This window comes from Buchnera aphidicola (Brevicoryne brassicae) (assembly GCF_005082825.1).
In the GTDB taxonomy this organism is placed as follows: Bacteria; Pseudomonadota; Gammaproteobacteria; order Enterobacterales; family Enterobacteriaceae; genus Buchnera; species Buchnera aphidicola_AK.
This window is the reverse complement of record NZ_CP034882.1, coordinates 34,540-50,707: the sequence shown is the minus strand read 5'-3', so window position 1 is coordinate 50,707 and position 16,168 is coordinate 34,540. Positions and strand designations below refer to the sequence as shown.

Here is a 16,168-nt window from a genome sequence, read left to right as displayed (position 1 = left end):
AACTTAAATAAGATCATTCAAGAATTCTATGTATAACAAAAAATATTTATTCAATTCATCCTTAAAAGATTTAAACACATTTGCAATAGATGTAACAGCAAAAAAAATTATTTTTATAAAAACGATTCACGCATTAATAAAAACAGTGAAAAATTGTAAATTATTTCAAATTCCTTATTTAATTTTAGGAGAAGGAAGTAATGTACTCTTTTTGGAAAACTATAAGGGAGTAGTTCTTATTAATAGAATTAAAGGAATAAAAATAACAGAAAAAAATAAATTTTGGATTTTACACGTTTTTTCAGGAGAAAAATGGCATAATCTAGTCAAATATACTTTAAATCTAAATATTTTTGGATTAGAAAATCTAGCATTAATTCCTGGCCGTATAGGATCGGCCGCAATTCAAAATATTGGGGCGTATGGATTAGAATTTAAAGATGTATGTTCATATGTTGATGTATTATCTTTAAAAGATCATAAGATTCAAAGAATTAATAAAAATTCTTGCAAATTTTCTTATCGAAGTAGTATTTTTAAAAATCGATACAATTATGATTATGCTATTATTGCAGTTGGTATAAAGTTGTCAAAAATATGGAATCCAACTATATTCTCTGTATTAAAAAATTACATAAATCTAAAAGACACAACAGCACATAAAATTTTTAATATCATATGTAAAATACGAATTAAAAAATTACCAAACCCTAAAAAAATTGGTAATGCAGGTAGTTTTTTTAAAAATCCTATCATAATAAAAAAACAAGCAGATAAACTTATATCTTTGTATAATATTCCCTACTACCCTCAAAAAAATGGCTTAATAAAAATATCGGGTGGTGCGTTAATTCAAAATTGTAAATTTAAAAACATACAAATTGGAGATGCAGCTATTCATAAAACACAAAAACTAATATTAATAAATAAAAAGAATGCAACTTCTAAAGAAGTTATAAAATTAGCAAAAATAATACAAACATGCATTTTAAAAAAATTCAATGTATTTTTAGAGCCAGAAATAGACTTTATTGGACCCATAGGAAAAATTAATCCATTAAATGTTCTTAATAAAATAGAAACATAATATAATGAATTATTTTTATAAAATACTTGCAATAAAGATGAAAAATTATATAATATTACTTATTAAAAATTTTTTTAAAAAAGCCGGCTTAGCTCAGCAGGCAGAGCAACTGACTTGTAATCAGTAGGTCACCAGTTCAATTCCGGTAGCCGGCAAATATAAAAATGCCTATTTCTAGGTGGGATTCCCGAGCGGCCAAAGGGAGCAGACTGTAAATCTGCCGTCGTAGACTTCGAAGGTTCGAATCCTTCTCCCACCAAACGTATAAAAATTATGAAATGCGGGCATCGTATAATGGCTATTACTTTAGCCTTCCAAGCTGAAGATGCGGGTTCAATTCCCGCTGCCCGCTAAAATTTTAATAAATTTGCTGATATGGCTCAGTAGGTAGAGCACACCCTTGGTAAGGGTGAGGTCCCCAGTTCAATTCTGGGTATCAGCATATTTTAAAAAACGCCCGTTTTTTTAAAAAAATTATCAAAAAAATCTATCATCACTCTCACCCTAATATTTTTATATTTTATCTTAAATTATTATAAATTTTTAATTTATCTAAATTTCTTCAAAAAAAACTGAATCTATTCAAAAAATTTTATTTTTGATTTTTTTAAAGACATCTCAAGAGTGTTTTAAAAAATAAAAAAATAAATATTTAGTATTGATAACATATTTTTTCTATATTATTCAATAATTTTAGGAGAAACTATGAATAAAAATAATCAAAACCAAAAAGAATCTCAAGTTTTAGAGAAAATAAAATGGTTATCTATATCTATATTATTTATTTTGTCATTTTTGACTTATTACTATTTTTATAAAATGGAATTATATATCCGTCTAGTTATCATGTTTTTTCTGATTATATGTGCAATTAGAACTTTATTATGGACAGTAAAAGGAAAACATATTATATCGTATATAAGAGTTTTAAAAAAAGAAATAAAAAAAATAATATGGCCTGAATACAAAGAGACTTTATATACTACGTTAATCGTAATTACTATAACAATTTTTATATCTTTTATTTTATGGATTTTAGATAATATTATATTTCGTTTAATAGCATTTATTATTAGTTTAAGGTTTTAAAGATGCATGAAATTCAAAGAAAAAAAAGATGGTATGTATTACAAGCGTTTTCTGGATTCGAGAGTCGTGTAGCACAATCAATAAAAGAACATGTCAAATTAAATGCCATGGAGAATTTATTTGGAGAAGTAATGGTTCCAGCTCAAGAAGTTATTGAAATGCGATCTGGACAACGTAGAAAAAGTGAATATAAATTTTTTCCTGGATATGTTTTAATTCAAATGATAATGACTGATTCAACATGGCATTTGATAAGAAACATACCTAGAGTTTTAGGTTTTATTGGAGGAAAATCAGATAAACCTTCACCAATCAGCGATAAAGAAGTAGAAATAATTATTAACAGACTACGACAAATTGGTAATAAACCAAGACCTAAAACTTTATTTGAACCAGGTGAAATGATTCGTGTAAACGATGGTCCTTTTGCAGATTTTAATGGTGTTGTAGAAGAAGTTGACTATGAAAAAAGCAGACTTAAAGTTTCTGTATCAATTTTTGGAAGATCAACTCCTGTAGAATTAGATTTTAGACAAGTCGAAAAAAACTAAATTTATTTAAATAAAAATATTTTTATATTTAGAGATAAAAAAATGGCTAAAAAAATACAATCTTATATTAAACTTCAAATATCAGCAGGAATGGCTAATCCCAGTCCACCAATAGGACCTGCTTTAGGTCAAAAAGGTGTTAATATTATGGAGTTTTGTAAAATATTTAATAAACAAACAGAAAACATAGAAAAAGGTCTGCCTATACCAGTAATTATTACAGTTTATTCTGATCGCTCATTTACATTTATTACAAAAACACCTCCAGCATCTGTTTTATTAAAAAAATTATCTGGAATTAAATCAGGATCAAGTAAACCAAAATTGGAAAATGTTGGAAAAATTAGTTATGCACAAATAAAAGAAATAGCGACAATTAAAAACAACGATATGACAGGTTCTAACATTGAAAATATGATGCGTTCAATTGAAGGAACTGCTAAATCTATGGGTTTAATTATCGAGGAATCAAAATGAAAAAAGTTTCTAAACGAATAAAAAACATCAAAAAAAACATTGATTTAGAAAAATTATATCCTTTTGACGAATCAATAACTTTATTAAAAAAATTATCGAAAGTAAAATTTAATGAAAGTATTGATATTGCAATTAATTTAGGAATAAATTCAAAAAAATCTGACCAGAATATTCGTGGTTCAGTAATATTACCAAATGGCATTGGACGTTTTATTAGAGTAGCAGTATTTACTCAAGGTGAAAATGTTCAAATAGCTAAAAAAGCAGGTGCAGAACTAATAGGAATGGAAGATTTAGTTGAAAAAATAAAAAAAGAAGGTATCAATTTTGATTGTGCTATTGCTTCACCAGATGCAATGAAAATAGTAACACAGTTAGGACAAACATTAGGACCACGTGGTCTTATGCCTAACCTAAAATTAGGAACAGTGACAACAAATATTTCTCAGGCAGTTAAAAATGCTAAAACAGGACAAGTGCGGTACCGTAATGACAAAAATGGTATAATTCATGCTACAATTGGTCGAATTAATTTTGAAAAACATTGTATAAAAGAAAATTTTAACCTATTTTTAGAATCTATAAAAAAAGCCAAACCTCCACAATCAAAGGGTACATATATCAAAAAGATAGTTTTATCAACAACTATGGGTGTAGGATTAACACTAGATCCATCTAATTTATATATTTAGTAAAATAATTTTCATCTTTACGCTAGAAAAAAAATTATCTATAATAACCCCATTTTTAATCAAATTAAAAGTTATTATTTATTACATGCATCTTAAAAATAATCCATTTCTAATACTGATAAAAATAATTATGAAAAACCAATAAATATGCAATTGCAAATTTTTTTCAGAAAAGATTGTCTCTTTTTATTTTTTTTATCATAAAATTAATTAAAAATTATTTCTCTCTGTTGAAATAAGGAGAATTGAATAAAAATGCCCTTAACTCTTGATAAAAAGAAAATAATCGTTTCTAAAATTAATAAAATATCTAATATAGCACTATCGGCTGTTATTGCAGATTCTCAAGGTATTTCTGTAAACGAAATAAATGAACTAAGAAAGTCCGGACGTAATATAGGAGTAAAAATGAGTATTGTTCAAAATACTCTATTATCTTTAGGAATTAAAAATACTCTTTTTGAATGTTTAAAAAAAAAAATAAAAGGTTCTACTTTTATTGCCTATTCTATGGAACATCCAGGTAGTGGGGCTAGACTATTTAAAGAATTTTCAAAAAAAAATGCACAATTTAAAATTACAGGAGCAGCATTTGAAGGAAAATTACTGTCTATTCCAGAAATCACTCAACTAGCAGATATGCCTACTTACAAAGAAGCAATCATAAAACTTTTATTTGTATTAAAAATATCAGTTGCTGGAAAACTTATTTATACATTATCTGCCATAAAAAAGAAAAAAGAAACCTCTTAAAGGTTATTATTTTAGATGCTTTGATAACATCTAAAATAATTCTAATTCTTATTAGGAATTATTGTTATGTCTATTACTAAAGAACAAATCTTACAAGCTGTATCAGAAATGTCAGTGATGAATGTTGTAGAACTTATAGCTGCGATGGAAGAAAAATTTGGAGTATCAGCTAATATGTCTATAAGTTCTAACAATAATCTTGAAAAAGATATACATGAAGAAAAAACAGAATTTGATATTTTTTTAAAAGTTATTGGACCTAATAAAGTATCAGTTATTAAAACTGTACGTAGTGCAACAGGATTGGGACTAAAAGAAGCAAAAGATTTAGTAGAATCAGCACCAACTGTTTTAAAAGAAAACATTAGCAAAGAAGATGCAGAATCACTTAAAAAAACATTGGAAGATGTTGGCGCCGAAATCGAAATTAAATAAAAAATTAAATTGTATAATTTAATTAACTTTCAAGAATGGCTGGTGATTTTAACTCACCAGCCTTTTTGATTAAAACATTCAAATTTTTTCTAAAAAATTAAAAATGTCTCTCCCTTAAGACAAAAGTTAAATTATATTTTTAACTTATCTGTCAGAAAATTTAGGAACTCTATGGTTTACTCTTATACCGAAAAAAAACGTATTCGTAAAGATTTTGGCAAACGTCCACAAGTTTTGGATATACCATATCTTCTTTCTATTCAACTAGATTCTTTTAAAAAATTTATTCAACTAGACATAGAAGCTCAACAAGGTTTAGAAGCAGCATTTCGTTCTGTATTTCCAATTCGTAGTTATAATGGAAATGCTGAACTTCAATACGTCAGTTATCGTCTAGGTGAAGCAATTTTTGATGTAAAAGAATGTCAAATAAGAGGTGCTACTTATTCAGCAGCACTAAGAGTGAGACTACGTCTTGTTATTTATGAACGTGATATATTAGAAGCTACTGTAAAAGATATTAAAGAACAAGAAGTTTATATGGGTGAAATTCCGTTAATGACTAATAATGGAACATTTATAATTAATGGAACAGAAAGAGTTGTTGTTTCTCAATTACATCGTAGTCCTGGGGTTTTTTTTGACAGTGACAAAGGAAAAACCCATTCTTCAGGAAAGGTACTTTATAATGCACGTATTATTCCCTACCGAGGATCTTGGTTAGATTTTGAATTTGATCCAAAAGATAATTTATTTGTTAGAATTGATCGACGTCGCAAACTTCCAGTAACAGTCATTTTACGAGCTCTAAATTATAATACGGAAGAAATATTGAATCTATTTTTTGAAAAAAATATTTTTAAAATAGACAAAAACAATATTGAATTAACACTAGTCCCAGAAAGACTAAGAGGTGAAACTGCATCATTTAATATTGAAAAAAGAGGTAAAATATATGTAGAAAAAGGTCGTCGTATTACTGCACGACATATTCAAGAATTAAAAAATGATCAAATAAAATCTATTAAAGTTCCTATTGAATACATTTTAGGAAGAATTGTATCTAAAAACTATTTAGATAAAAAAACCGGTGAAACTATTATTTTTGCTAATACAGAACTATCCTTAGAAATATTAGAAAAATTAAAAAAATCTGGTTTTGATATTATTGAAACACTTTTTACCAATGATTTAGACCACGGTCCATATATATCAGAAACACTCAGAATAGACTCTACTAATGATCGTACAAGTGCACTAATAGAAATTTATCGAGTTATGAGACCTGGTGAACCTCCTACTAAAGAAGCAACAGAAAATCTCTTTGAAAATTTATTTTTTTCTGAAGATAGATATGATCTTTCTTCAGTTGGTAGAATGAAATTTAATAGATCTCTTCTTCGTCAGGAAATTGAAGGATCAGGTACTTTAGATAAAAAAGATATAATTGACGTTATAAAAAAAATAATTGATATTCGTAATGGAAAGGGAGAAGTAGATGATATTGATCACTTAGGCAACAGACGTATTAGATCAGTTGGTGAAATGGCGGAAAATCAATTTAGAATTGGTTTAGTAAGAGTAGAAAGAACAGTTAAAGAGAGATTATCTATTGGCGATTTAGATACCATTATGCCACAAGATATGATTAATGCTAAACCAATATCTGCAGCTGTCAAAGAATTTTTTGGTTCCAGTCAATTATCTCAATTTATGGATCAAAACAATCCTCTATCAGAAATTACACATAAAAGACGAATTTCAGCATTAGGACTAGGTGGTTTAACTAGAGAAAGAGCTGGATTTGAAGTTCGAGATGTACATCCTACTCATTATGGACGTGTTTGTCCTATAGAAACTCCAGAAGGTCCAAATATTGGATTAATAAATTCTTTATCTGTATATGCTCGAACAAATACCTATGGTTTTTTAGAAACACCTTACCGAAAGGTACGAAATGGTTTAGTTACTAAAGAAATTAATTATTTGTCTGCCATAGAGGAAGGTAATTACATTATTGCACAAGCAAATACAAATATTGATAAAAATAATTTTTTTACTGATGACTTAGTAACTTGTCGACACAAAGGTGAATCTAGTTTATTTAATCGTAATCAAGTTAATTATATGGATGTTTCAACTCAACAAATTGTATCTGTTGGTGCATCTTTAATTCCTTTTCTTGAACATGATGATGCAAATAGAGCTTTAATGGGTGCAAATATGCAACGTCAAGCAGTACCTACTTTAAAAGCAGATAAACCTCTTATTGGAACTGGAATGGAACGAGCAGTAGCAGTAGATTCAGGCGTTACAGTGGTAGCCAAAAGGAGTGGTTTTATTCAATATGTCGATGCTTCTCGCATTGTAGTTAAAGTAAACGAAAAAGAAACACATTCAGAAGAAGCAGGAATAGATATTTATAATTTAACAAAATATACTCGATCAAATCAAAATACATGTATCAACCAACAACCTTGTGTAAATTTAAGTGAAATAATAAAAAAAGGAGATGTATTAGCTGATGGTCCTTCTACCGATTTAGGAGAACTGGCATTAGGACAAAATATGCGAGTGGCTTTTATGCCTTGGAATGGATATAATTTTGAAGATTCTATTTTAGTATCAGAAAGAGTTGTACAAGAAGATCGTTTTACTACCATTCATATACAAGAACTATCGTGTATATCAAGAGATACAAAATTAGGACCAGAAGAAATTAGCTCAGATATACCTAACGTAGGAGAAGCTGCATTATCTAAATTAGATGAATCAGGAATTGTTTATATTGGAGCCGAAGTTACTGGAGGCGATATATTAGTAGGTAAAGTAACACCAAAGGGAGAAACACAACTCACACCAGAAGAAAAATTATTACGTGCTATTTTTGGAGAAAAAGCATCAGATGTAAAAGATTCTTCATTAAGAGTACCTAATGGAGTATCAGGAACAGTTATAGATGTACAAATATTTACTAGAGATGGTGTAAAAAAAGATAAAAGAGCTATAGAAATTGAAGAAATGCAATTAAAAAAAGCAAAAAAAGACCTTACTGAAGAATTTAAAATATTTGAATCAAGTTTGTTAACTCACATTAAAAAAACTCTTATATCTTTTGATATTAAAGTAGAAAAACTTAATAAATTAAATTATGAAAAATGGTTTTCAATCGAAATAAAACAAAAAGATAAAAGAAAAGAAATAGAAAAACTTGCAAAACAACATAATGAGTTAAAAGAGGAATTTAATAAAAAAATTGAAATGAAAAGACGTAAAATAACACAAGGTGATGATCTTGCTCCAGGTGTTCTAAAAATTGTAAAAGTGTATTTAGCAGTAAAACGTCAAATCCAACCTGGTGATAAAATGGCAGGAAGACATGGAAATAAAGGAGTTATTTCAAAAATTAATCCTATTGAAGATATGCCTTATGACGAAAATGGTATACCAGTGGATATTGTTTTAAATCCATTAGGTGTTCCTTCTCGAATGAATATAGGACAAATATTAGAAACACATTTAGGCATGGCGGCTAAAGGCATTGGTGACAAAATTAATCATATGCTTAAAAATCAAGAAAAAATTTCTAAATTAAGAAAATTTATACAAAAAGCATTTGATCTTGGAGATAATTTACGTCAAAAAATAAATTTAGATACATTTTCAAACGAAGAAATATTATGTTTGGCAAAAAATTTAAAAAATGGAATCCCTATTGCTACTCCTGTTTTTGATGGAGCGCAAGAAAACGAAATAAAAAAACTTCTAGAATTTGCTGATTTACCTACTTCAGGACAAATTACACTTTTTGATGGAAGAACAGGAGAAAAATTTGAAAGACCAGTTACAGTTGGTTATATGTATATGTTGAAATTAAATCATTTAGTAGATGATAAAATGCATGCTCGTTCTACTGGTTCTTATAGTTTAGTCACACAACAACCACTAGGTGGAAAAGCTCAATTTGGTGGACAACGTTTCGGTGAAATGGAAGTTTGGGCACTAGAAGCATATGGGGCATCTTATACATTGCAAGAAATGTTAACTGTAAAATCTGATGACGTTAATGGAAGAACTAAAATGTATAAAAATATTGTAGATGGAAATCATCAAATGGAACCTGGTATGCCAGAATCTTTTAACGTACTTCTTAAAGAAATTCGATCATTAGGTATTAATATTGAATTAGAAAGCGAGTAATTAAGCTACTCTTAAAATAATAAATAATATTCATAGATTTATCAACTTAAAAAGATTTACTCCGACAGGAGCTGATGCGTGAAAGATTTACTAAAATTTTTAAAATCCCAAACAAAAAATGAAGATTTTGATGCTATTAAAATTTCATTAGCTTCACCAGACATGATTAGATCTTGGTCATTTGGTGAAGTTAAAAAACCAGAAACTATTAATTATCGTACATTTAAACCTGAACGAGATGGATTATTTTGTGCTCGTATTTTTGGTCCAGTAAAAGATTATGAATGCTTATGTGGTAAATATAAAAGATTAAAACACCGAGGTGTAATTTGTGAAAAATGCGGTGTTGAAGTTACACAAAGCAAAGTTAGAAGAGAAAGAATGGGTCATATAGAATTATCTTCACCAACAGCACATATTTGGTTTTTAAAATCTCTACCATCACGAATAGGTTTATTATTGGATATGCCTTTAAGAGATATTGAAAGAGTATTATATTTTGAATCCTATGTCGTTATAGAATCAGGAATGACTAATCTTGAAAAACGTCAAATTTTAACTGAAGAACAATACTTAGATGCATTAGAAGAATTTGGTGATGAATTTAATGCAACAATGGGAGCAGAAGCAATTCAATTTTTATTAAAAGACATTAATTTAACACAAGAATGTAACACATTAAGAATCGAGTTAAACGATACTAATTCTGAAACAAAAAGAAAAAAATTAACAAAAAGAATTAAACTACTAGAAGCGTTTATTCAATCTCATAATAAACCCGAATGGATGATTTTAACTGTATTACCAGTATTACCACCTGATCTTAGACCATTAGTACCATTAGATGGAGGAAGATTTGCCACATCTGATTTAAATGATTTATATCGTCGAGTAATTAATAGAAATAATCGTCTTAAACGTTTATTAGATTTAGCAGCTCCAGATATTATTGTAAGAAATGAAAAAAGGATGTTACAAGAAGCAGTAGATGCTCTATTAGATAATGGTCGAAGAGGAAGAGCTATTACAGGATCAAATAAAAGACCTCTTAAATCCTTAGCTGATATGATTAAAGGAAAACAAGGACGCTTTCGACAAAATCTTCTCGGAAAACGCGTTGATTACTCTGGTCGTTCAGTAATTACTGTAGGCCCTTATCTTCATTTACATCAATGTGGATTGCCTAAAAAAATGGCATTAGAACTTTTTAAACCTTTTATATATGGTAAATTAGAAGTTCGTGGTTTAGCAACTACTATAAAAGCAGCAAAAAAAATGGTGGAAAGAGAAGAAGCTGTAGTATGGGATATCTTAGATGAAGTCATTCGTGAGCATCCAGTTCTATTGAATCGAGCACCTACTTTACATAGATTAGGCATACAAGCATTTGAACCAGTTCTTATAGAAGGAAAGGCAATTCAACTTCATCCATTAGTATGTGCAGCTTATAATGCTGATTTTGATGGAGATCAAATGGCTGTACATGTTCCATTAACTCTAGAATCTCAATTAGAAGCCAGAGCCTTAATGATGTCAACTAATAACATTCTATCTCCAGCTAACGGAGAGCCGATTATTGTACCTTCTCAAGATGTTGTTTTAGGATTGTATTATATGACTCGTGAAAAAATTAATGGAAAAGGCGAGGGAATGTTGCTAAATGGCGCTAACGAAGCAGAAAAAGTATATCACTTAGGTATTGCCGAATTACATTCTTTAGTTAAAGTTCGTATAATAGAATATAAAAAAAATGAAGATAAAAGCTTTACACCAATCAAAAAAATTATCAACACTACTATAGGAAGAGCGATTTTATGGATGATCGTACCTAAAGGACTTCCTTTTAGCATAGTTAATCAAACATTAGGTAAAAAAGATATTTCTAAAATGCTTAATACTTGTTACCGTATTTTAGGACTTAAACCTACTGTTTTTTTTGCTGATCAAATTATGTATACTGGTTTTGCTTATGCAGCAAGATCAGGAGCTTCAGTTGGTATTGATGATATGGTTATACCAGAAAAAAAAGCAAATATTATCAATGAAGCAGAAATCGAAGTTGCTGAAATACAAGAACAATTTCAATCAGGACTAGTTACAGCTGGTGAAAGATATAATAAAGTTATTGATATTTGGGCTGCAGCTAATGAAAGAGTAGCTAAAGCTATGATGGAAAATTTATCTACAGAATCTGTTAAAAATAAAAAAGGTGAAAAAAAGAAACAAATTTCTTTTAATAGTATATTTATGATGGCTGATTCAGGAGCTCGTGGCTCTGCAGCACAAATTCGTCAATTAGCAGGAATGCGTGGTTTAATGGCAAAACCTGATGGTTCTATCATTGAAACTCCAATTACAGCTAATTTTAGAGAAGGTTTAAATGTATTACAATATTTCATTTCTACTCATGGAGCACGTAAAGGATTAGCTGATACAGCATTAAAAACTGCTAATTCTGGATACTTAACACGTCGTTTAGTAGACGTCGCTCAAGATTTAGTTGTAACACAAGATGATTGTCAAACACATGAAGGTATTTTAATGACTCCTCTAATTGAAGGTGGAGATGTAAAAGAACCGTTAAGAGAACGTGTTTTAGGTCGTGTTACTGCAGAAGACATTATTATTCCATACACTAACAAAGTATTAATTAAAAGAAATACATTGCTTAATGAACAATGGTGTGATCTTTTAGAAAATAGTTCTATAGATAACGTAAAAGTAAGATCAGTAGTAAATTGTGATACTGATTTTGGTGTTTGTGCTTATTGTTATGGTCGAGATTTAGCTAGGGGTAATCTAGTTAATAAAGGTGAAGCCATCGGTGTTATTGCAGCTCAATCTATAGGAGAACCTGGTACACAACTTACTATGAGAACCTTTCATATTGGTGGTGCAGCATCAAGAGCAGCAGCAGAATCCAGTATACAAATCAAAAATAAAGGAATTATTAGTCTTAATAATGCAAAATTTGTTACTAATTCTTCAGGTAAAATAGTTATTACTTCAAGAAATGTAGAACTTAATATAATTGATAATTTTGGCAGAACAAAAGAAAGCTATAAGGTACCTTATGGTGCAATTATGGCTAAAGGTGATGGTGAAAAAGTTAAATCTGGAGAGACTGTAGCAAAATGGGATCCACATACTATGCCAGTTATTACAGAAGTTAATGGTTTAGTTCGATTTATAGATATGATTGATGGTCAAAGTATTACACGACAAGCAGATGAATTAACAGGATTATCTTCTATAGTAGTATTAGATACTGCAGAAAGAATGTCAATCGGTAAAGATTTAAGACCAGCATTAAAGATAATCGATCGTAATGGAAAAGATGTTCTTATTTCAGGTACAGATATGCCTGCACAATACTTTTTACCTGGAAAAGCTATTGTTCAACTTGATGATGGAGTAGAAATTAGTTCAGGCGATACATTAGCACGAGTACCCCAAGAATCAGGTGGAACTAAAGATATAACTGGTGGACTTCCAAGAGTGGCGGATTTATTTGAAGCTAGACGTCCAAAAGAATTAGCAATTTTAGCTGAAATTAGTGGTATTATATCTTTTGGAAAAGAAACAAAAGGGAAAAGAAGATTAGTAATTACACCAGTAGACGGTAATGATACTTATGAAGAAATGATTCCAAAATGGAGACAATTAAATGTATTTGAAGGAGAAAGAGTAGAAAGAGGTGACGTTGTGTCTGACGGACCAGAATCTCCACATGATATTCTTAGATTAAGAGGGGTTCAAGCTGTAACTAGATATATTGTAAATGAAGTACAAGAAGTATATCGTTTACAAGGTGTAAAAATTAATGATAAACATATTGAAGTAATTATAAGACAAATGCTTCGTAAAGCCACTATAATTAAATCAGGAGATTCTAATTTTTTAGATGGTGAACAAGTTGAATTTTCTCGTATAAAGATTTCAAATCGTATTTTAAACCAAAAAAATAAAAAATTAGCTTCTTTTTCAAGAGATTTATTAGGTATTACTAAAGCATCACTTGCAACAGAATCTTTCATATCAGCAGCATCTTTTCAAGAGACAACAAGAGTATTAACTGAATCTGCAGTTGCAGGAAAAAAAGACGAATTACGAGGATTAAAAGAAAACGTAATTGTTGGACGTTTAATTCCTGCAGGTACAGGATATGCATATCATAAAGAACGTTTGAATCGTCGTCAAAAAAAACATAATAATTCTACAACAGTTAATAGCTCTTCAATTAGTGTTGAAGAAGCTTCTGCTAGTCTTTCAGAATTATTAAATTCCACTCTTACATAATAAAAATGATTATCTTTAATATTTGTTAAATATATCTAAATTATGGCTGCTCTTAAAAGCAGCCACACTAAAAAGTTAATAATTTATATTAATTAAAGAGTATATGAATCAGTATGATAAAAAATATTAAATTATAAATTAATGATACATCTCATACTATTATAAAATAAAAAAATAATTTTTATAAAATAAAATTACAACTACTATTTTTTACAGATATCCCAAATATAATTTTCAATAAAATTAAACATTTTAGAATTGTTATTAAAAATAAAAATATAATTTATATAGTATCTTTTTGATTATTTTTATATATATTATAATTTGTCTTAAATTAAAAATTTTTCAAATAGATTCTTCTTTTTTTATATTTATTTTTTATAAATATAAAGTTATTTAATTTGAATTAATAAAAAAATTATATGATGTCATAAATAAAAATGTTTTTAATATAATATATTAAATATAGTTTTATAAAAATAACAGCTAAATAAATTATTAATTTTTAAATTTAAATACAAAGGAAAAGTAATGAATAAAACTCAACTAATCGACATTGTTTCTAAAAAGTCTAATTTATCAAAAATACAAGCAAAATCTATTTTAGAAAACACTTTATCAACTATCATTCAATCCTTAAAAAAAGGAGAGTCGGTACAAATAGTTGGATTTGGTACTTTTAAAGTTAATTTAAGATCCTCTCGTACAGGACGAAATCCTCAAACAGGAAAAGAAATACAAATTCCGGCGACTAAAGTTCCTAGCTTTATATCTGGAAAAACATTGAAAAATGCAATCAAATAATGCAAATATATTATATTTTAAAAATATTTAAAGGGGCTTATAAAGCCCCTAATAAAAACTTTTTATATTAAAAAAAATTATCTTTTTTAAAACTAATTTTACATTAAAAGATAACATTAATGTAGAAAAAATATTCAAAATTTTATTAAAAAAAGAAAATATATCATGCCATCAATTAATGTTATAAAAAATGCTTTAATTAGTGTCTCAGATAAAACACATGTTTTAAACATATCAAAAATATTAATAAAAAATAAAATTAATTTGTTTTCAACAGGAGGAACAGCAAAAATTTTAAAAGAAAACAATATACCTGTTATGGAAATATCAGAATATACAAAATTTCCAGAAATAATGGATGGTCGTGTTAAAACATTACATCCAAAAATTATGGCTGGTATTTTAAGAAGAGAAGACGAAGACAATGAAATTATGAAACTATATCAAATCTCTTGTATAGATATAGTTATTGTGAATTTCTATCCCTTTGAAAAAGTACAAAACATCAAAAACAACAATATTGATAACATTATAAATAATATTGATATAGGTGGACCAACTCTTGTACGTGCTTCGGCAAAAAACTATAAAAACGTTATAGTTATAGTGGATTTTTACGATTTTCAAAGTACTATAGATTCTATTAATAATAATACTATGAATATAGAAAAAAGATTTTATTTAGCAACTAAAGCATTTGAATACACAGCATATTATGAAAAAATTATTTCACAATATTTTATAAAAAAAAACATGTTAAACAAAATTTATTGCGAAAATTTATTTCCTCAAGAAATAAATTTTTCTTTTATCAAGAAACAAGATTTGAGATATGGAGAAAATCAACATCAAAAAGCATCTTTTTATATAGACAAAAATATTATAGAATCAGGTACAATAAGTTCTGCGCAGCAAATTCAAGGAAAAACTTTATCATACAATAATGTATCTGATGCTAATACAGCATTAGAATGCGTAAAAGAATTTAATAAACCAGCTTGTGTTATTGTAAAACATGAAAATCCTTGTGGTGTTGCAGTAAGTAATACTCTTTCAGAATCATATTTATCAGCATATTATGCTGATCCTGTTTCAGCTTTTGGAGGTATAGTCGCTTTTAATGTTAAATTAGACAAAAAAACTGCTGAAAACATTATTAATACCAAACAATTTATTGAAGTTATTATTGCACCGGAAATAGATATTTTAGCATTAAAAATACTCAAGCAAAAATTAAATATAAGAATACTCGTGACTGGAAAAATCAAGAAAAATAAAATAAGAATAGATTTTAAAAGAATTACTAATGGATTACTTGTACAAGAATATGACTCTCAAAATATAGATATAAAAACATGGAATTTCGTTACGAAACGTATCCCAACGAAAAAAGAATTAGAAGATTCTATATTTTGTTGGAAAGTAGCTAAATTTGTTAAATCAAACGCAATTGTATACGGTCGTAATCAAACAACTATCAGTATAGGTGCAGGTCAAATGAGTAGAATTTATTCTACTAAATTAGCTAATATTAAAGTAAAAGATCAAAAACAAAAAATTATTGGCGCAACTATGGCTTCTGATGCTTTTTTCCCTTTCAGGGATGGAATTGATAGCGCAGCTTCAATTGGTATTAACTGTATTATTCAACCAGGTGGGTCTATACGTGATAAAGAAATTATACAGGCGGCAAATGAAAACAATATGACAATGATTTTTACAAATAAACGTCATTTTAAACATTAATACAGTTTAAATTATATTTTTTTATCTCGTATATA

The 16,168-nt window shown here is 28.2% G+C and carries 11 protein-coding genes and 4 tRNA genes; all 15 read left to right on the top strand.

The window, feature by feature from the left end; genetic code table 11:
• Window positions 1-28: 28 nt before the first annotated feature.
• Window positions 29-1,087: a UDP-N-acetylmuramate dehydrogenase gene (gene murB / locus D9V66_RS00230; RefSeq protein WP_158365456.1), complete on the top strand. Its 1,059-nt coding sequence runs from the start codon at window positions 29-31 to the stop codon at window positions 1,085-1,087.
• Between the two features lie 82 nt (window positions 1,088-1,169).
• Window positions 1,170-1,242, top strand: a tRNA-Thr gene (locus D9V66_RS00225).
• A gap of 22 nt (window positions 1,243-1,264) precedes the next feature.
• Window positions 1,265-1,346 (top strand) — tRNA-Tyr (locus tag D9V66_RS00220).
• A 21-nt stretch (window positions 1,347-1,367) separates the two neighbouring features.
• Window positions 1,368-1,439: transfer RNA gene (locus tag D9V66_RS00215), tRNA-Gly, on the top strand.
• A gap of 17 nt (window positions 1,440-1,456) precedes the next feature.
• A tRNA-Thr gene (locus tag D9V66_RS00210) sits at window positions 1,457-1,529 on the top strand.
• A 263-nt stretch (window positions 1,530-1,792) separates the two neighbouring features.
• A complete protein-coding gene (gene secE / locus D9V66_RS00205) occupies window positions 1,793-2,176 on the top strand; it encodes a preprotein translocase subunit SecE (protein WP_158365454.1) in 384 nt (127 codons plus the stop codon).
• 2 nt (window positions 2,177-2,178) lie between these two features.
• Window positions 2,179-2,727: a transcription termination/antitermination protein NusG gene (nusG, locus tag D9V66_RS00200; protein ID WP_158365452.1), complete on the top strand. Its 549-nt coding sequence runs from the start codon at window positions 2,179-2,181 to the stop codon at window positions 2,725-2,727.
• 42 nt (window positions 2,728-2,769) lie between these two features.
• Window positions 2,770-3,204: a 50S ribosomal protein L11 gene (gene rplK / locus D9V66_RS00195; RefSeq protein WP_158365450.1), complete on the top strand. Its 435-nt coding sequence runs from the start codon at window positions 2,770-2,772 to the stop codon at window positions 3,202-3,204.
• Complete coding sequence (gene rplA, locus D9V66_RS00190) at window positions 3,201-3,896, top strand: 50S ribosomal protein L1 (RefSeq protein ID WP_158365448.1); 696 nt, start codon at window positions 3,201-3,203, stop codon at window positions 3,894-3,896. Before rplK ends, rplA begins: the two co-directional genes overlap by 4 nt.
• Before the next feature lie 255 nt (window positions 3,897-4,151).
• Entirely contained in the window at window positions 4,152-4,649 is a 498-nt protein-coding gene (gene rplJ, locus D9V66_RS00185) for a 50S ribosomal protein L10 (protein WP_158365446.1), read from the top strand.
• 66 nt (window positions 4,650-4,715) lie between these two features.
• The gene (gene rplL / locus D9V66_RS00180; protein WP_158365444.1) at window positions 4,716-5,084 is read left to right on the top strand and encodes a 50S ribosomal protein L7/L12; all 369 of its coding nucleotides are present in this window, start codon (window positions 4,716-4,718) and stop codon (window positions 5,082-5,084) included.
• A gap of 171 nt (window positions 5,085-5,255) precedes the next feature.
• Window positions 5,256-9,284 carry a DNA-directed RNA polymerase subunit beta gene (gene rpoB / locus D9V66_RS00175; protein WP_158365440.1) on the top strand — a complete coding sequence of 1,343 codons (4,029 nt, stop codon included), beginning with the start codon at window positions 5,256-5,258 and terminating at the stop codon, window positions 9,282-9,284.
• Between the two features lie 78 nt (window positions 9,285-9,362).
• On the top strand, window positions 9,363-13,583 hold the full coding sequence (gene rpoC / locus D9V66_RS00170) for a DNA-directed RNA polymerase subunit beta' (RefSeq protein WP_158365438.1): 4,221 nt from the start codon (window positions 9,363-9,365) through the stop codon (window positions 13,581-13,583).
• 531 nt (window positions 13,584-14,114) lie between these two features.
• The gene (locus D9V66_RS00165) at window positions 14,115-14,387 is read left to right on the top strand and encodes an HU family DNA-binding protein (protein ID WP_158365436.1); all 273 of its coding nucleotides are present in this window, start codon (window positions 14,115-14,117) and stop codon (window positions 14,385-14,387) included.
• 165 nt (window positions 14,388-14,552) lie between these two features.
• Window positions 14,553-16,133, top strand: a complete 1,581-nt coding sequence (gene purH / locus D9V66_RS00160; protein WP_158365435.1) for a bifunctional phosphoribosylaminoimidazolecarboxamide formyltransferase/IMP cyclohydrolase — start codon at window positions 14,553-14,555, stop codon at window positions 16,131-16,133.
• Window positions 16,134-16,168 lie beyond the last annotated feature (35 nt).